Here is an 18,398-nt window from a genome sequence, read left to right on the forward strand (position 1 = left end):
CACGATCCAACTGTGGGAGCGGGCTTGCTCGCGACGGCGGCCTGACAGGCGACACAGTTGGAACGGGGCGCCTGAGATCAAAAGCAGATCAAGAGCGACTCGCTTCGCATCGTGGTTACCGTCAGAGTGGGGCGGTTAGCCCCGCCTCACGCCCGCAACGAAACCGGCGGCACGAAACTCTCCAATTCATCCTCCACGGCCTCGATGATGCGCTCCACATCAGCCGCGTTCATCACCGTAGCGCACGGAATCCCCGCGATAGCGATCAACGTCTCGCCGCTGGCCCGGTCGAACAGGCGGGCGATCATGCTGCCGGGGGCGTCCATGCTGCCCTCGAAGCCCATGGGGTGAAAATGCCAGCGCATCAGCTGGCAGGCGTTGGGAAATGTCACTTTGTTCATGTTGCCCACCTTGTTCATTGAGCGCTTCCTTTAGCTCGCGGCAGGGGCCAGGACCTTCGCTGGTCATGACATCTAGGGCTTAAAAATAGCATTCGTTCGCAACGCCAAGGTGACTTTTTTGCGCCCGTTCGGCGGTTCTTTCGCCTGGTTTTGATATAGATCATGTCCTACAGAGGAATAGGCAAAAGGCCATTAGTCAGGCGCTCGATTTGACCATTGAAGGGGCGGGTAAACTTCGGCACTCTCAAACATTTTCTCCCGTCGTAGAGCCCAATATGCCCGACATCGCCCCAGACGATGAGTGTCAGAATTCCCACGCTACCGGCCAGTTGGTGCTGCGCCATCACCTGTGCTGGCGTCATCGCGATCTGGACGGGGTGATGGCTTACTACCATCCCGAGATCCAGTACCACGATTTTTTCCAGAACCGTGTGGTGGGCTATGCCGAGTTGCGCGAGTACTTGCAAGCCAGCATGCCCCGTGAGGCGGATGAGGCCATTGAACACACTGACCGCATCCGCGCCGATGGCGATACGGCGTTTATCCAGTACCGCATCACCTTGCGTGGCGGCCAGGGCCTGGTGTCGTTTCGTACCAGTGAGGCCATTACGGTGCGCGACGGGTTGATTTGGCGGGTGAATGAATATGCGTCCCTGGTGCACGAGCAACCAGCCCAGGCCTTGCGCCCTACGGTCAGCCGCCTGGGCCTGTCGCCCCAGCAGTTGGGTTATATGGCCAATGACCTGCAACAATATTTTGAGCGTCAGCAGCCGTATCTGGACCCGGAGCTGGATCTGCAGCGGGTCGCCAAGGCCTGTGGCTACAGTCGCAACCAGATGTCCTACCTGCTGAACCAAGTGCTGGGGCAGAGCTTCTATCGCTACGTCAACCAGGCGCGACTCCAGCATTTACTGGCCGCGCTGGATCACGCCACCGCGCCGGTCAAAGTTGATGAGTTGGCCTTTGCGGCCGGTTTCAATTCACTCTCGGCGTTTTACAGCGCTTTTCGCCAGCACACCGGGCAATCGCCCAAGGCGTACCTCAAACAAATTTCCCTGCGTGCACGCGCGCAAGACAGCCCCTGACACTGCACTCTAGGATCGGCCCTATCGAACCGAGGTAGGGGAAGCTGGCATGCCGGCATGGCGCAATATCAGTTTATGGATGGACCAGTTGGACGACCCGCTGTTAGCGCGTCCATCGCTGGAGCACGACCTGGACGTCAATGTGGCGATTATCGGCGCCGGCTACACCGGCCTGTGGACCGCCTATTACCTGAAGCGCCAGGCCCCCGAGCTGAAAATCGCGATCATCGAGGCACAGACTGCTGGGTTTGGCGCATCCGGTCGCAATGGTGGCTGGTTGATGGGCAACCTCTTGGGGGAAGACCGACTGCTGGCTGAGCTTGCCCCTCAGCACCGGCGCGCTTCGTTTGACCTGCTGCACGGTATCCCTGATGAAGTGGCCCAGGTGCTGGCCCGCGAAGGCATTGACTGCGACTACCGCAAAGGCGGCGCCTTGTATTGCGCCGCACGCTACCCCGAGCAGGAAGTCAGCCTGCGCCGCTATCTGGACAAGCTGTACGCCCAGGGCCTCACCGAAGACGACTACCGCTGGCTCAGCCCGCAGCAATTGGCCGAGCAGGTCCGCATTGCCAAGCCTTATGGCGGCATCTATGCCCCCCACGTCGCGACGATCAACCCGGCAAAGCTGGTGCGTGGCCTGGCGCGGGCGGTTGAGAACCTGGGCGTGACCATTTACGAAAACAGCCCCGTGACCCATTGGCAGTCCGGCGGCCTGCGCACCGCCAAGGCCAGCGTGCGCGCCGCCTGGGTGGTGCCTGCTGTCGAGGGTTACGCCAATACCTTGCCCCCATTGGGCCGCTACCAGTTACCGGTGCAGAGTTTGATCGTCGCCACCGAACCGCTGCCGGCCAGCACCTGGGCAGACATCGGGCTCAGCCAGGGTCAGGCCTTTGGCGAGAGCAGCCGACAGGTCACCTACGGCCAGCGTACGGCCGACAATCGTCTGGTCTTCGGCGCCCGTGGTGGCTATCAATTTGCCGGCAAGTTGCGGCACAACTTCGACCTGACCGACAGCGAAGTGGAGTTGCGTCGCTACCTGTTTGGCGAACTCTTCCCACAGCTGAAAAAGGCCAGGATTACCCATTCCTGGGGCGGCAACCTCGGCATGTCGCGCCGTTTTCGTCCGCACATGCTCTGTGACCACGCCACGGGCATCGCACTGTCCGGCGGCTATGGCGGGGAGGGCGTGGGCGCCACCCACCTCGGCGGCCGCACCCTGGTCGATTTGATCCTCGGCCGCGACACCTTGCTGACCCAACAACCCTGGGTGATTCGCGAAGGCGGGCTCAAAGCACTCAAGGCCTGGGAGCCGGAGCCGTGCCGCTGGCTGGGTTACAACGCGATCATTCGTAGTTTTGTCCATGAAGACCAGGTCTTGGCCAACCCCAACACTGCGCCCTGGCGCCGCAAGCTGGCGACCGGCATTGCCGGTTTCATGGAAGGTTTCATGCACTGACTCGTTCCACCCACAGGGGAAAACCCATGAGCATCATGCAATTCAAAGACACGCTGAACACCCCTCTGCCAGATTCATCACCGGTGGCGGTGCCCCTGGGCGAGCCCATCGCCGTGGCCTCCACCTTGAGCGTGGAGCGCAACGACGGGGTCGAGACCGGCATCTGGGCCTGCACCCCGGGGCGCTGGCGTCGGCAGATCACGTCCCAGGAGTTTTGCCATTTCATCCAGGGGCGCTGCACCTTCACGCCTGACAATGGGGAAACCCTGCACATACAAGCCGGTGACGCACTGATGTTGCCAGCCAATAGCACCGGTATCTGGGATATCCAGGAAACCGTGCGCAAGACCTATGTCCTGATTCTGTAACGCTTTGATCCTTGATCGCCTGCCATAAAAACAGCCCTAAAACCGCCAGGAAATCGAACCATGAAAGCCATTGCCCTGTTGCCCTTGATGTTGGTGGCCTCTATCAGCCAGGCCGCCGAGACCGTGAAGATCTATAACTGGTCGGACTACATCGCGCCGGACGCCACCAGGAATTTCCAGAAAGACACTGGCATCGGTTTCACCTATGACGTGTACGACAGCAACGAAACCCTCGACGGCAAGCTGATGACCGGTAAATCGGGCTATGACGTGGTGTTCCCCTCCAACCATTTCATGGCGCGACAGATCCAGGGCGGCGCCCTGAAAAAACTCGACAGGAGCCAGTTGCCCAACTGGAAAAATCTCAACCCCGTGCTGCTCAAGGCCCTGGAAGACAACGACCCCGGCAATGCCCACGGCTTCCCGTATCTGTGGGGCAGCACCGGTATCGGCTACAACATCGACAAGGTCAAGGCGGTACTCGGCGACAACGCCCCGGTGGATTCTTGGGACTTGATCTTCAAACCGGAAAACATGGCCAAGCTGCAAAAATGCGGCGTCGCCATTCTCGACAACGGCCCCGAACTGCTGCCAGCCGCGCTGAATTACCTGGGCTTGCCGCACCACAGCAAAAAAGCCGAAGACTACAAGAAGGCCGAGGCCTTGCTGATGAAAGTGCGACCTTACGTGGCGTATTTCCATTCCTCGAAATACACCGCCGATCTGGCCAATGGTGACATCTGTGTCGCCGTCGGTTTCTCCGGCGACATCCTGCAGGCCGAAAGCCGCGCCAAAGAAGCCAAAAACGGCGTGAATATCGGCTACAACATTCCCAAGGAAGGCGCGGCAATCTGGTTCGACATGGTCGCCATGCCTGTCGACGCACCGAATGACAAAGCCGGCTATGCGTTCATGAACTACCTGCTGCGCCCGGACGTGATGGCGAGTATCACCAACTACGTGCATTACGCTAACGGCAACGCGGCGGCCGACAGCCTGGTAGACCCGGCGATCAAGGCCGATACCAAGGTGTATCCAAGTGCGGAAATGATGGGCAAGTTATTTGCACTGCAAGCCATGCCGTTGAACATCGACCGGGTGCGTACTCGGGTTTGGAATACCATTCGTACGGGGCGTTAAATAACAGGAAAACAGCGCCACCAGGAAGGCCGATAAGTCATCGGTACTGGGTGGGATAAATAATCACGTCATAGTTAAGACATGTGATGTCAATTATTTGGAGTGGAAAGTGTTATTGCCTGCGTGAGAGATTTCAATCCGCAACGCGTAACACTTTCACATACACTCATGATCTGACAGGTGACTTATATGTCTTCCATACAAAGCCTTCCCACTGGCGGCACGTGGACCCACCCGGAAAACAGCCCGCCCACCTTACGCGGCACAGACCAGCGTGAGCGCCTCGAAGCCAGGCGTGGCGAGCCCTCGGTCCTCATCGGCGGTGGCGGTGGCGACCAGCTGGTGGGGCGCCAGGGTGAAAACACATTCAAATATGAAAAAAGTACCGACTCCCTTAGCGATGACCCTGACACCCTGTTGAATTTCAACCCCAAGGAGGATGAAATCGATGTGGCCGGGGTATTAAAAGACCACAACATCTCAGCTATTAATATTCAGCCAGGCCCGCCCGTGGAAGTGGGGGATGTGCAACTGACTCATGAGTTTGGCGTGAGCACTTTGACTATCAAGGTCGACCCTGAAGGGCCGAACTTTTCTATACGCGTTGATGGCGTAAATCTTTTGCCGCAGCATATTAATTTCTTTCATTCGGACTAAGCCTATGGATTCTCCAAGTCATGCCCCAACGACTGAATGAATAACGAAAACAACTCGGGTTGCGACGAAATGTCCAGCTTGGCGTACAAATGCCTGCGGTGCACCTTGACGGTGTCCGGCGAGATCTTCAGGCGTTCGGCCATGGCCTTGGAGGAGAAGCCCCGCAACACCAGCCGGGCGATTTCCAGTTCGCGGTCCGACAGTACACCGCTGCCGAAATGACTCAGGGCATCGCGAATCTGGCTGTCCATGGCCGGTGCCCGCTCGGTGCTTTGCTGCCAATGCTGCTGCATGAGCGGCAACACCCAGGCCGACAGCGTGGTCAACAGCCCGGTTTCTTCAAAGCTGAAGCGCCGTTGCATGCCCAGTGACAACGACAGGGTGCCGGCGCCAGGCAATTGCAGGATCAATTGCACTTCGTCTTCCAGCACATTGTCATGGAAATAATTGAGGAAGTACTCACTCTGGCGAAAATGGTCCGGCGCCACTTCCTCCAAGCGGTATACGCCGCTGGCGTAGTTTTCGCGGCAGGCCTGGTAAAACGGGTCGAGCAGGTACAAGCCGTTGAGGTACACCAGCATCGACGCCGGCTTGCTGCTGGGCTGGGCGTCGTACTCTTCCAGGGCCTGGGGCGGGCCATCCAGCGGGTAGAAAATCGCCAGAGCATTATCGAAGGGCAGGCATTGGTGCAATAACAGCACCAATTGCTTCCAGAACCGTTCGGTGCCGATCTGAGACAGGGTGCGGCCCAACCCCGCGTGCATACCGATTTCCCGGAACAGGTTCATCTCAACATCCCCACCCTCAAATGATCGGCCAAGGGTTAGGCTTCTGGGGGGCACCGTCAAGGGGAGTACGCCAATAGGGGAATTGGCCGACAGCCCCGCCAGCCGATAACGTCGTCACTGTCCAACGGGAAGCATATCCCGAGGAAAAATCATGTTTCGTTTCTGCCTCACACCAAAAACAACGACAGAGGATAACGATATGAGTGCTTCCCCCGCGCCCGATGGCGTGCTCAAGCCCACCCTGAGCGTCTTCGATGTAGTGGCCATTACCGTTTCAGCGGTAACGCCGGCCAGTTCCGTCTTCGTGATCGCCCCGTTTGCCATCCAGCAGGCGGGCAGTGGCGTGTTCCTGGCGTTTGTGATGGCGGCGTTGCTCGCGTTGATGTTTGCCTTCTGTTACGCCGAGCTCGGCCGCGCCCATAACAGCGCCGGTGGCGAGTACGTGTATGCCAAGCGCGTGTTTGGTGGCATGGCCGGTTACGCCACCTTCCTGACGGTTCTGGTGATGTTGCTGTTTATTCCGCCGGTATTGGCGACCGGTGCGGCGACTTATCTGAATAACGCTCTGGGCACGACATTCGACGCGCAAACTGTCGCCCTGGTGATCGTGGTATGCAGCTACGCCCTGGGCATCCTCAATATCAAGCTCAACGCCTGGATCACCGGCACCTGCTTGCTATTGGAAGTGGCGGCGTTACTGGTGATTGTGGTGATCGGCTTCGGTAATCCGGTGCAGCCGGCCAGTGTGTTGCTGCAGCCGCAAATCGTCGAAAACGGCGTGTTGCACCTGGCGCCCTGGGCGTTGGTGATCGGCGCCGTCGGCATCGGCCTGTTCTCGTTCAACGGCTACGGCCCGGCGGTGTTGCTGGCCGAAGACATGAAGTGCGGCGGCAAGGGCGTGCACAAGGCGGTGCTCTGGTCGTTGGGGTTGGTGGTGGTGATTGAGTTGGTGCCGATCACCGCGCTGTTGATCGGCGCGCCGTCCCTGAGCGAGATGATCAGCAGCCCCGACCCGATCGGCTACCTGTTGACCAGCCATGGCAATGAAACCCTGTCGCGGTTGGTGAGCGCCGGGATCTTCCTGTCGGTGTTCAACGCCATCGTTGCCATCGTGATCCAGATTGGCCGGGTGGTGTTCAGCAGCGGCCGCGATGCGTTGTGGACGCCTGGCATCAACAAGCTGTTCACGCGTATTCACCCGCGCTGGGACTCACCGTGGCTGGCGACGCTGTTTCTGGCGATCCCTTCGGCGCTGTTGAGCTTCAGCTCCAACCTGGCCGACCTGACCTCGTTCAGCGTTCTGCTGATCATGCTGGTGTACCTGGTGGTGGCGCTGAGCGCGCTGATGAGCCGGGTGCTGCTGCGTGATCGCGAGCATCCCTATCGCATGCCGTTATGGCCGCTGCCGGCATTGCTGGCGGTGCTCGGTGCCGGTTACCTGCTGGTCACCTTGATTCTTGAGGCCTCGGTACGCGACATCATGATCATCATCGGCTTGCTGGCCCTGTCGGTGATTTTGTATTGCATCAGTGGCCGGTTGAGTCCGGCGTTTCAGAAATTGTAAGGAGTGGGTATGCGTGCACGTCAATTGGGCATCACGTTGGGGCTGGGCATGCCCGGCGAATTGAATGCCATCACCGATGTTCCCGGGGTTCGCGTCGGCCATGCCACGCTCAAGGCACAGGTCGACGGCAAGCAGGTGCGCACCGGCGTTACGCTGATCCAGCCGCGTGCCGGGGAAGCGCGACATCAACCGTGTTTTGCCGGCTATCACGTGCTCAACGGCAATGGCGACGCCACGGGGCTTGAATGGATCAGCGAGGCGGGGCTGCTGACCACGCCGATGGCCATTACCAACACCCACAGTATCGGGGTGGTGCGCGACAGCCTGATCGCCCTGGAGCGCGAGCGTATGGCGGACCCGGCGGTGTACTGGTGCATGCCGGTGGTCATGGAAACTTATGACGGCCTGCTCAACGACATCTGGGGCCAGCATGTTCGCCCTGAGCATGTGCGCCAGGCCCTGGACCAGGCTGAAAGCGGCCCGGTGCAGGAAGGCGCGGTAGGCGGTGGCACCGGCATGATTTGTCACGAATTCAAGGGCGGCATCGGCACTGCGTCACGGCGCTTGCCAACGGAGCAGGGCGGCTGGACCGTGGGCGTACTGGTGCAGGCCAACCATGGCAAGCGCCAGGAGCTGCGGGTCGATGGCTACCCGGTGGGCCGACATTTGATGGACATTGCTTCGCCCTTTGCCGAGCGTGGCACTCCCGGCATGGGCTCCATCGTGGTGATCATCGCCACGGACGCCCCGTTGCTGCCGCACCAATGCCAGCGCCTGGCACAGCGCGCGTCCATTGGCATTGCGCGCACCGGTGGCGGTACCGAGGATTCCAGCGGCGACCTGTTCCTGGCGTTTGCCACCGGTAACCGTGATTTGCCGCCGGCCGACTATGGGCGCAAGGACCTGCCGCTCAGCACCGGCTTGCAGATGGTCAACAACGACCATATTTCGCCGCTGTTCAGCGCGGCGGCAGAGGCGGTGGAGGAGGCGATCATCAATGCCATTTTGGCAGGTGAAGACATGACCACTCAAGACGGCGTCACGGTGCCGGGCCTGGCTGGCGAAACCCTCTTGGCAGCCATGCAACAGTGTGGCTGGAGTATGTCCCGGTAATGGGGGACAGCGCACTTTAATAGTGCGAATAGTGGCTCTTTAATGTTGCTAATGACACCGTGACAATATATTGGATCCATTAATCAAGTGGGCCGCTCACTTAGAGTGGCTTTACTTGTATTTAATATTTAAATAGTGGTGTGCGCCGATTCGGCCACACAAACGCAACGGCCCCCAATAAACACTGCGTGCGACTTCTTCAACTTGAACCTGCGTCACAAGTGTGCGATGGAAATAGATGTAGACGAAAGATTTCAAGTTGTGTCAGTTTTCTTACGCCTTCAAAAGAGGTGAGTGATAGGACTATCCTCGCCCGCGAGGTTCCTATCGAACAAAGACTGATGCACTTGCAAACAAGGAAGTACGTTTATGTCAAAAGTAAAAGACAAAGCTATTGTATCTGCCGCGCAAGCCAGCACTGCTTACTCGCAAATCGATAGCTTCAGCCATTTGTATGACCGTGGCGGCAACCTCACGGTCAATGGCAAACCGTCCTACACCGTAGACCAGGCAGCGACCCAGCTGCTGCGGGATGGTGCTGCGTACCGGGACTTTGATGGCAACGGCAAGATCGATCTGACCTACACCTTCCTCACCTCGGCTACCCAGAGCACCATGAACAAACATGGCATCTCGGGGTTCAGCCAATTCAACACCCAGCAGAAAGCACAGGCCGCACTGGCCATGCAATCCTGGGCGGATGTCGCCAACGTGACCTTTACTGAAAAGGCTTCCGGCGGTGACGGCCACATGACCTTCGGCAACTACAGCAGCGGCCAGGACGGCGCCGCGGCCTTCGCTTACCTGCCCGGCACCGGTGCGGGCTACGACGGCACTTCGTGGTACCTGACCAACAACAGCTACACGCCGAACAAGACCCCGGACCTGAACAACTATGGCCGGCAGACCCTGACCCACGAAATCGGCCACACCCTGGGCCTGGCTCACCCTGGCGACTACAACGCCGGGAACGGCAACCCGACCTATAACGACGCCACCTATGGACAGGACACGCGTGGCTATAGCCTCATGAGTTACTGGAGCGAGAGCAACACCAACCAGAACTTCAGCAAAGGCGGTGTCGAGGCTTACGCTTCCGGCCCGCTGATCGACGACATCGCCGCGATCCAGAAGCTCTACGGTGCCAACCTCAGCACCCGCGCCACGGACACCACCTACGGGTTCAACTCCAACACCGGGCGTGATTTCCTCAGCGCCAGTTCCAATGCCGACAAGCTGGTGTTCTCGGTATGGGACGGTGGCGGCAACGACACCCTGGACTTCTCCGGTTTTACCCAGAACCAGAAGATCAACCTCACTGCCACCTCGTTCTCTGATGTGGGCGGCCTGGTGGGCAATGTATCCATCGCCAAGGGCGTCACCATCGAGAACGCGTTCGGCGGTTCGGGCAACGACCTGATCATTGGTAACCAAGTCGCCAACACCATCAAGGGCGGGGCCGGCAACGACCTCATCTACGGCGGCGGCGGTGCGGACCAGCTGTGGGGCGGCACTGGCAGCGACACTTTCGTGTACGGTGCCAGTTCCGACTCCAGGCCAGGGGCTGCGGACAAGATCTTCGACTTCACCTCCGGTTCGGACAAGATCGACCTGTCCGGTATCACCAAGGGTGCGGGCGTGACCTTCGTCAACGCCTTTACCGGGCATGCCGGCGATGCTGTACTGACCTATGCCTCAGGTACCAACCTGGGCACCTTGGCGGTGGACTTCTCCGGGCACGGCGTGGCGGATTTCCTCGTCACCACCGTTGGCCAGGCGGCTGCCAGTGACATCGTAGCCTGATGTAAAGCGCGCGGCGCTTCGGCGCCGCGCTCCAGGCTGGAGTTGGATATGCCACGTTTTTCCCATTTGATCGCCTGTGTTGTGCAGGTGTTGTTCGTGTCGGCAGGAGCCCACGCAATGGCTAGCAGTCTTGTATTACCCACCTCCGCGCAGCTTGCCGGGCAGTGGGAGCTGAAGCAGCAGGATCAGGTGTGCGCGCTCAAGTTAGTGGAGCAAGCCAACGCCCTGGAGGGCGATATCGCCTGTGCCGAGCAATGGCTGGGCGACAAGCCGCTGACGTGGTCGCCCACCCCGGATGGTATTTGGCTGTTTAACGCTGAAGGCTCAGGGATCACCCATTTGAATCGCCAGAAAGAGGGCGACTATCAAGCCCGCACTAAAGCAGGCGAAGTTGTAAGGCTGCAACGAAAACTTTAATTAAAAGTTATAAGCATATAACTCGATTTGTTAGGCGGCCGTACCCTACTTGGTAGGGGTGACCCTTTTGCGTAATTCGCTGCAAGGAAAAACAATTAATATGGCGAAGTCCCATGGGGTGGCGCCCTTATTCAGGGCGTTGGGTGAATACAAGAGTATTTTGATCAGCGTTGGCTGTTTCACGGCATTGATTAACCTATTAATGCTGGTGCCCTCGATTTACATGCTGCAAGTGTATGACCGGGTGTTGTCCTCCCAGAATGAAACCACCCTGGTGATGTTGACGCTGATGGTCGTGGGCTTCTTTGCGTTTATCGGCCTGCTGGAAGTGGTGCGCAGCTTTATCGTGATCCGCATTGGCAGCCAGTTGGAGCGACGTTTCAACTTGCGCGTGTACAAAGCCGCGTTCGAACGCAACCTGCAGCGCGGCCAAGGGCACGCCGGGCAATCCTTGGGCGACCTGACCGCTCTGCGCCAATTCATCACGGGGCCAGCGCTGTTCGCGTTTTTCGATGCGCCCTGGTTCCCGATCTACCTGTTCGTGATTTTCCTGTTCAATGTGTGGCTCGGCGTGCTGGCCACGGCCGGCGCGGTGCTGTTGATTGGCCTGGCGTGCCTTAACGAATACCTGACCAAAAAGCCATTGGGCGAGGCCAGCGGTTATTCGCAGCAGTCCACCCAACTGGCCACCAGCCATTTGCACAACGCCGAAACCATCCAGGCCATGGGCATGCTCGGTGCGCTGCGCCAACGCTGGTTTGGCGTGCATTCGCAGTTCCTGGGCTTGCAGAACCAGGCCAGCGACACCGGTTCGATCATCACCTCCTTAAGCAAATCCTTGCGCCTGTGCCTGCAATCCTTGGTGCTGGGCCTGGGCGCCTACCTGGTGATCAAGGGCGACATGACCGCCGGCATGATGATCGCAGGCTCCATCTTGATGGGCCGCGTACTCAGCCCCATCGACCAACTGATTGCAGTGTGGAAGCAATGGAGTTCGGCCAAGCTGGCCTATCAGCGCCTCGACGAACTGCTGCGCGAATTCCCGCCAGAGGTCGAGCACATGGCCTTGCCTGCGCCCAACGGCCAAGTCAGTTTCGAGCAGGTCAGCGCCGGCCCGCCGGGGCGGCGCGTGGCGACCCTGCATCAGGTCAGCTTTAACCTGGCTGCCGGTGAAGTGCTAGGCGTGCTCGGCGCGTCGGGCTCCGGCAAGTCCACCCTGGCTCGCGTGCTGGTGGGCGTGTGGCCAACCCTGGCCGGTACCGTACGCCTGGACGGCGCGGATATTCACCGCTGGAACCGCGACGACCTCGGCCCGCATATCGGCTATTTGCCCCAGGACATCGAGCTGTTCAGTGGCAGCATCGCCGACAACATCGCGCGCTTTCGCGAGGCCGACCCGGAACTGGTGGTCAAGGCCGCGCAACAGGCCGGCGTGCATGAACTGATCCTGCGCCTGCCCCAAGGCTACGACACCGTGCTGGGCGACAACGGCGGTGGCTTGTCCGGCGGCCAGAAACAACGCGTGGCCCTGGCCCGCGCCCTGTACGGCGGGCCGCGCCTGATCGTGCTGGACGAACCCAACTCCAACCTCGACACCGTCGGCGAAGCCGCATTGGCCAGCGCCATCATGCAGATGAAAGCCCAGGGCAGCAGCGTGGTGCTGGTCACCCATCGTTCCTCGGCATTGGCCCAGGCCGATAAGTTGCTAGTGCTCGGCGAAGGCCAACTGCAAGCGTTCGGGCCCAGTCAGGAGGTGCTGCGGGCGTTGTCCGGGCAGCAGGAAGCGCCGAAAGAAAAAACCGGTGTCAGCTTCAGCCGTCACTACCAGGCCGGAAGGAATCCAGGCGCATGAGCAGCCTTACTGTTGAACCTCAAATCAAAGAACGCGATGCCGGCTTTTTCGTAAAAATGGGCTGGGTGATGACCATCGTCGGTGCCGGCGGGTTTTTCCTCTGGGCCAGCCTCGCACCCTTGGACCAAGGCATTCCGGTCCAAGGCACCGTGGTGGTGTCTGGCAAGCGCAAGGCGGTACAAACCTTCAGCCCCGGCGTGGTCAGCCGCATCCTGGTGAAAGAGGGCGAGTTGGTCAAGCAAGGCCAGCCGCTGTTTCGTCTCGACCAGACCCAGAACCAGGCCGATGTGCAATCGCTGCAAGCCCAGTACCGCATGGCCTGGGCCAGCGTGGCGCGCTGGCAGAGCGAGCGTGACAACCTCTCCAGCATCACCTTTCCTGCAGAACTGAGTGCCAACCCCGATCCGGCCTTGATGCTGGTGCTAGAAGGTCAGCGCCAACTGTTCAGCAGCCGTCGCGACGCGTTTGCCCGTGAACAAGCCGGGATCCGCGCCAGCATCGAGGGCGCCAACTCTCAGCTAAGTGGTATGCGCCGTGCCCGCAGTGACTTGACCGCCCAGGCCCAATCTCTGCGCGCGCAACTGAGCAACCTGCAACCCTTGGCCGACAACGGCTACATCCCGCGCAACCGCCTGATGGACTACCAGCGCCAGTTATCCCAGGTGCAGCAGGACCTGGCGCAAAACGCCGGTGAAAGCGGCCGGATAGAGCAGGGCATTGTTGAGTCGCGGCTCAAATTGCAGCAGCACAGCGAGGAATATCAAAAAGAGGTGCGCAGCCAATTGGCCGACGCGCAACTGCGCAGCCTGACCCTTGAACAGCAACTGACCTCCGCCGGCTTCAACCTGCAACACAGCGAGATCAACGCGCCGGCCGATGGCATCGCGGTCAACCTCAGCGTGCACACCGAAGGCGCCGTGGTGCGTGCCGGTGAAACCCTGTTGGAGATCGTGCCCCAGGGCACACGCCTGGAAGTGGAAGGGCACCTGCCGGTGCATTTGGTGGACAAGGTCGGCACACACTTGCCTGTCGACATCCTCTTCACCGCCTTCAACCAAAGCCGCACGCCACGGGTGCCGGGCGAAGTCAGCCTGATCTCCGCCGACCAGATGCTCGATGAAAAGACCGGTGCGCCGTACTACGTGCTGCGCACCAGCGTCAGCGAGGCGGCGATGGAAAAACTCAACGGCCTGGTGATCAAGCCCGGCATGCCCGCCGAGATGTTCGTGCGCACCGGCGAGCGTTCACTGCTCAACTATCTGTTCAAGCCGCTGCTGGACCGCGCCGGCTCTGCGTTGACTGAGGAATGAGCATGAAGCCAGTGTTCATTTCGCTGTTGCTGGTGTGTGGCAGTGCCCAGGCCGCGATGGGGCCCTTCGATGTGTACGAGCAGGCGCTGCGCAACGACCCGGTGTTCCTCGGCGCCATCAAGGAGCGCGACGCCGGCCTGGAAAACCGCACCATTGGCCGTGCCGGCTTGCTGCCGCGGCTGTCCTACAACTACAACAAGGGCCGCAACAATTCCGAAGCGCACCTGCCCGACGGGCGCGGCGGTAGTTACCGCGACGACCGTAACTACAACAGCTATGGCTCGACCTTCAGCCTGCAACAGCCGTTGTTCGACTACGAAGCCTATGCCAACTACCGCAAGGGCGTGGCCCAGGCGCTGTCCGCCGATGAAAGCTTTCGCGACAAGAGCCAGGCGTTGCTGGTGCGGGTGTTGAGCTATTACACCCAGGCGCTGTTTGCCCAGGACCAGATCGACATCGCCAGGGCCAAGAAGAAGGCGTTCGAACAACAGTTCCAGCAGAACCGGCATTTGTTCCAGCAAGGCGAGGGCACCCGCACCGATATCCTTGAAGCTGAGTCGCGCTACGAGTTGGCCACCGCCGAAGAGATCCAGGCCCTGGATGAGCAGGACGCCTCGCTCCGGGAGTTGGGCGCATTGATCGGTGTGCAAAGCGTCAACATCAACGACCTGGCACCGCTGAACCAGAGCTTTGCCGCGTTCACCCTGACCCCGGCCAACTACGACACCTGGCATGAGTTGGCGCTGACCAACAACCCTGTGCTGGCTTCGCAGCGCCAGTCCCTGGAAGTGGCGCGCTATGAAGTGGAACGCAACCGTGCCGGGCATTTGCCCAGAATCACCGCGTATGCCACCTCGCGCAAGCAGGAGTCCGACAGCGGCAACACCTATAACCAGCGCTACGACACCAACACCATCGGCGTCGAAGTGAGCATGCCGCTGTATGCCGGTGGCGGTATCTCGGCCTCCACCCGCCAGGCCAGCCGCGCGATGGAGCAGGCGGAGTACGAGTTGGAAGGCAAGACCCGGGAAACCCTGATCGAATTGCGTCGCCAGTTCAGTGCGTGCCTGTCGGGCGTGAGTAAGTTGCGCGCCTATCAGAAAGCGCTGGCATCCGCCGAGGCGCTGGTGGTGTCGACCAAGCAGAGCATTCTCGGCGGCGAGCGCGTCAACCTCGATGCCTTGAACGCCGAACAGCAGCTGTACAGCACCCGCCGCGACCTGGCTCAGGCGCGTTATGACTACTTGATGGCCTGGACCAAATTGCACTACTACGCGGGCAACTTGCGTGACACCGACTTGGCCAAAGTGGACGAAGCCTTCGGCCCGGATGGAAAACTGTAGGAGCGAGCTTGCTCGCGAAAAACGTCAACGATGACGTGGACATCCTGGCTATACGCGGTGCCAGTGAGTTCTTCGCGAGCAAGCTCGCTCCTACAGGGGGAATAACAATAATAGGGAGTGTGCACATGATCACCGATTCACCACGTTTCAAACCCTTCACCGCAGGTTCCTTGCTCTTGCTGTCCGTTGCGGCACAGGCGCAATACACCGAGACCGGCCAACCGGGTAACCCCGCCAGTTGGCGCTCCGCCGAGTACCAGAGCGACTGGGGCCTGGGCCGCATGAAGGCCGATGAAGCCTACGCCGCCGGGATCAGCGGCCAAGGCGTGAAAATCGGTGCGCTGGACTCAGGGTTCGATACCAATCACCCGGAAGCTTCCAAAGACCGTTTCCACCCGGTCACCGCCACGGGCACCTATGTCGATGGCAGCGCCTTCAGCACCACGGGCGCGCTCAACCCGAACAATGATTCCCACGGCACCCACGTCACCGGCACCATGGGCGCCGCCCGCGACGGCGTGGGTATGCATGGCGTTGCTTACAACGCGCAGGTCTATGTGGGCAACACCAACGCCAACGACAGCTTCCTGTTCGGCCCCACGCCAGACCCCAAATACTTCAAGACCGTGTACACCGCACTGGTGGATTCCGGCGTGCGCGCCATCAACAACAGCTGGGGCAGCCAGCCCAAGGACGTCAGCTACCAGACCTTGGACAATATGCACGCGGCGTACGCCCAGCATTACAACCGTGGCACCTGGCTGGACGCGGCCGCGGACGTGGCCAAGGCCGGTGTGATCAACGTGTTCAGCGCCGGCAACAGCGGCTATGCCAACGCCAGCGTGCGCTCGGCCTTGCCGTATTTCCAGCCGGAACTGGAAGGCCACTGGCTGGCCGTGTCGGGGTTGGATAAGGCCAATAACCAGAAATACAACAAATGCGGCGTCGCCAAGTACTGGTGTATTTCTACCCCCGGCGCGCTGATCAACAGCACCATTCCTGACGGGGGGTATGGGGTCAAGTCCGGCACCTCGATGTCAGCGCCCCATGCCACCGGCGCGTTGGCGCTGGTGATGGAACGTTATCCCTACATGACCAACGAGCAAGCCTTGCAGGTGCTGCTGACCACCGCCACGCAGCTCGACGGCTCGATCACCCAGGCGCCCAACGCCATTGTCGGCTGGGGCGTGCCTGACCTGGGCCGGGCGATGCACGGTCCTGGGCAACTGCTCGGGCCCATGGAGGTCAACCTGGCCGCCGGGCAGGGCGATGTGTGGAGCAATGGCATCTCCGACCAGGCGCTCATCCAGCGCCAGGCCGAGGACCGCGCCGAGCACACGGCCTGGCAGCAAACCCTGATCGACAAGGGTTGGCAAAACGGCGTGGGTGCCTCTGCCAGCCAGCAGGACCAGACTGATTACGCCATCGGCAGTGCCCGCGACCAAGCGGCGGCCCAGCGTGTGTACGAGGGCAGCCTGATCAAGGCCGGTGCCGGTAGCCTGGTGCTCAGCGGCGACAGCACCTATCGCGGTGCGACCCTGGTCAACGGCGGACTGTTGGCCGTCAATGGCTCGCTGGCCTCGGCAGTGACGGTGAATGACAGCGGCACCCTCGGCGGTTCCGGGCGTATCGCCGCGTTGTCGGTAAACAACGGCGGCAGTGTGGCGCCGGGCAATTCCGTGGGCACCTTGCAAGTGGCAGGGGACGTAAACCTCGGCGCCGGCTCGACCTATGCCGTGGAGCTGACGCCCACCAGCAGTGACCGCATTGTCGCCGGTGGCCAGGCGATTCTTGGCGGCGGCACCGTCACACTGGCGCTGGAAAGCAGCCCGACCTTGCTCAGCCAGAGCGAGGCCCAAAGCCTGATCGGCCGGCAGTACTCGATTCTCGAGGCGGCGGGCGGCATTCAGGGCCAGTTCGGGCAAGTGCTGCCCAACTACCTGTTCCTCGGTGGCACCCTCGACTACGCCGCCAATGCCGTGCAACTGAACGTGGGGCGCAACGACGCCAGCTTCGCCAGCGTCGGCGCGACCCGCAACCAGCGCAACGTCGCGGTGGCCGCCGAGCAATTGGGCGCCGGCAACCCGGTGTATGAAAGCCTGCTGCAGTCGCAATCGGTTGCCGTGGCCCAGCAGGGCTTGCAGCAACTGTCCGGGGAAATCTACCCGGCTGTGGGTGCGATGCTGATCAACGACAGCCTGCAACTGCGTAACGCCGTGGGCGAGCGCCTGCGCCATGTGCCAGTGGCCGGTGAAAGCAACCTGTGGTTCAAAGCACTGGGCGCCTGGGGCAAGACTGATAGCCGCACTGAAACGGCGGGGTCCACCACCTCCATCGGCGGCCTGTTGGCGGGTGTGGACGGCGCGCTGGATGAGCAGACCCGCGTGGGTGTGGTTGCCGGCTACAGCGACAGCTCCTTGAACATGGGCAGCGGTACCCATTCATCGGCGTCCATCGACAGCTACCACTTTGGCGCGTACGCCGGGCGCGAGCTGGGTGATTGGCGCCTGAGCGTCGGCGGTGCCTACAGCTGGCATCGCGGCGACGTGAAGCGCGACCTGCAATGGGGGGATGTCAGCGGCAAGCAAAAAACCAAGCTGGACGCGACCACGGCGCAAGTCTTCACCGAAGCCGCGTACCGCATCCGCCTGCAAGCGGTGGCCCTGGAGCCGTTCGCCAACCTGGCCTATGTGCATCTGAACAGCGAGTCCTTCCACGAAAAAGGTGATGCCGCTGCCCTGGAACGCGGCAGCGACCGGCGTGATGCGGTGCTCAGCACCCTCGGTGTGCGCGCCCTGAAAACTCTGGCACTCAATGACCACCAGCAACTGGACCTGTCCGGTTCGTTGGGCTGGCAACACAGCCTGACGGCGGTGGAGTCAGAGGAACACCTGGCGTTTGTCGCCGGCGGGCCTTCATTTGCGGTGCGCAGTGCGCCATTGCTGCGCGATGCTGCCCTGGTGGGCGTGCAGGCCAGCCTGGCGTTGAATGCGTCGACGCGGGTCAACCTGGATTACAACGGCCAGCTGGGTGGGCGCGCGAAAACCCAGGGCGTGGGCTTGAGCCTGAACTGGCAGTTCTGAAGACACCGCGAACCTGAT

15 protein-coding genes are annotated in these 18,398 nt (G+C 60.8%); 13 read left to right on the plus strand and 2 right to left on the minus strand.

Annotated features, from left to right (window positions below):
- Nucleotides 1-146: 146 nt before the first annotated feature.
- Nucleotides 147-419: a DUF1652 domain-containing protein gene (locus AB4P90_RS13990; protein ID WP_014718395.1), complete on the minus strand. Its 273-nt coding sequence runs from the start codon at nt 417-419 to the stop codon at nt 147-149.
- Nucleotides 420-676: 257 nt separating this feature from the next.
- Between AB4P90_RS13990 and AB4P90_RS13995 the strand changes: the two genes are divergently transcribed.
- The 5 genes from AB4P90_RS13995 (at nt 677) to AB4P90_RS14015 (ending at nt 5,107) form a co-directional block, all read left to right on the plus strand.
- Entirely contained in the window at nt 677-1,486 is an 810-nt protein-coding gene (locus tag AB4P90_RS13995; protein ID WP_014718396.1) for an AraC family transcriptional regulator, read from the plus strand.
- A gap of 49 nt (nt 1,487-1,535) precedes the next feature.
- Entirely contained in the window at nt 1,536-2,942 is a 1,407-nt protein-coding gene (locus AB4P90_RS14000; RefSeq protein WP_395606030.1) for an NAD(P)/FAD-dependent oxidoreductase, read from the plus strand.
- A gap of 26 nt (nt 2,943-2,968) precedes the next feature.
- Nucleotides 2,969-3,310 carry a cupin domain-containing protein gene (locus AB4P90_RS14005; RefSeq protein ID WP_014718398.1) on the plus strand — a complete coding sequence of 114 codons (342 nt, stop codon included), beginning with the start codon at nt 2,969-2,971 and terminating at the stop codon, nt 3,308-3,310.
- 60 nt (nt 3,311-3,370) lie between these two features.
- Nucleotides 3,371-4,450: a polyamine ABC transporter substrate-binding protein gene (locus tag AB4P90_RS14010; protein ID WP_395606031.1), complete on the plus strand. Its 1,080-nt coding sequence runs from the start codon at nt 3,371-3,373 to the stop codon at nt 4,448-4,450.
- Between the two features lie 189 nt (nt 4,451-4,639).
- A complete protein-coding gene (locus tag AB4P90_RS14015; RefSeq protein WP_395606032.1) occupies nt 4,640-5,107 on the plus strand; it encodes a M10 family metallopeptidase C-terminal domain-containing protein in 468 nt (155 codons plus the stop codon).
- A 2-nt stretch (nt 5,108-5,109) separates the two neighbouring features.
- Here the strand turns inward: AB4P90_RS14015 and AB4P90_RS14020 are convergent, their stop codons facing one another.
- Entirely contained in the window at nt 5,110-5,895 is a 786-nt protein-coding gene (locus AB4P90_RS14020; RefSeq protein ID WP_014718401.1) for a helix-turn-helix transcriptional regulator, read from the minus strand.
- Nucleotides 5,896-6,094: 199 nt separating this feature from the next.
- Between AB4P90_RS14020 and AB4P90_RS14025 the strand changes: the two genes are divergently transcribed.
- The 8 genes from AB4P90_RS14025 (at nt 6,095) to AB4P90_RS14060 (ending at nt 18,380) form a co-directional block, all read left to right on the plus strand.
- A complete protein-coding gene (locus tag AB4P90_RS14025; RefSeq protein ID WP_014718402.1) occupies nt 6,095-7,459 on the plus strand; it encodes an APC family permease in 1,365 nt (454 codons plus the stop codon).
- A gap of 9 nt (nt 7,460-7,468) precedes the next feature.
- Nucleotides 7,469-8,572 carry a P1 family peptidase gene (locus AB4P90_RS14030; RefSeq protein ID WP_395606033.1) on the plus strand — a complete coding sequence of 368 codons (1,104 nt, stop codon included), beginning with the start codon at nt 7,469-7,471 and terminating at the stop codon, nt 8,570-8,572.
- Nucleotides 8,573-8,941: 369 nt separating this feature from the next.
- Nucleotides 8,942-10,375, plus strand: a complete 1,434-nt coding sequence (locus tag AB4P90_RS14035) for a serralysin family metalloprotease (protein ID WP_014718404.1) — start codon at nt 8,942-8,944, stop codon at nt 10,373-10,375.
- A gap of 48 nt (nt 10,376-10,423) precedes the next feature.
- Nucleotides 10,424-10,792: an AprI/Inh family metalloprotease inhibitor gene (locus tag AB4P90_RS14040; protein WP_014718405.1), complete on the plus strand. Its 369-nt coding sequence runs from the start codon at nt 10,424-10,426 to the stop codon at nt 10,790-10,792.
- A gap of 100 nt (nt 10,793-10,892) precedes the next feature.
- Nucleotides 10,893-12,644 (plus strand): type I secretion system permease/ATPase, encoded by a 1,752-nt coding sequence (locus AB4P90_RS14045; protein WP_161906735.1) that lies wholly within the window; start codon nt 10,893-10,895, stop codon nt 12,642-12,644.
- On the plus strand, nt 12,641-13,954 hold the full coding sequence (locus AB4P90_RS14050) for an HlyD family type I secretion periplasmic adaptor subunit (RefSeq protein ID WP_014718407.1): 1,314 nt from the start codon (nt 12,641-12,643) through the stop codon (nt 13,952-13,954). Before AB4P90_RS14045 ends, AB4P90_RS14050 begins: the two co-directional genes overlap by 4 nt.
- Before the next feature lie 2 nt (nt 13,955-13,956).
- Complete coding sequence (locus AB4P90_RS14055; RefSeq protein WP_395606034.1) at nt 13,957-15,297, plus strand: TolC family outer membrane protein; 1,341 nt, start codon at nt 13,957-13,959, stop codon at nt 15,295-15,297.
- 125 nt (nt 15,298-15,422) lie between these two features.
- A complete protein-coding gene (locus tag AB4P90_RS14060) occupies nt 15,423-18,380 on the plus strand; it encodes an autotransporter domain-containing protein (RefSeq protein ID WP_395606035.1) in 2,958 nt (985 codons plus the stop codon).
- The last annotated feature ends 18 nt before the right edge of the window (nt 18,381-18,398 follow it).

Source organism: Pseudomonas sp. B16120 (assembly GCF_044218845.1).
GTDB lineage: Bacteria > Pseudomonadota > Gammaproteobacteria > Pseudomonadales > Pseudomonadaceae > Aquipseudomonas > Aquipseudomonas paracarnis.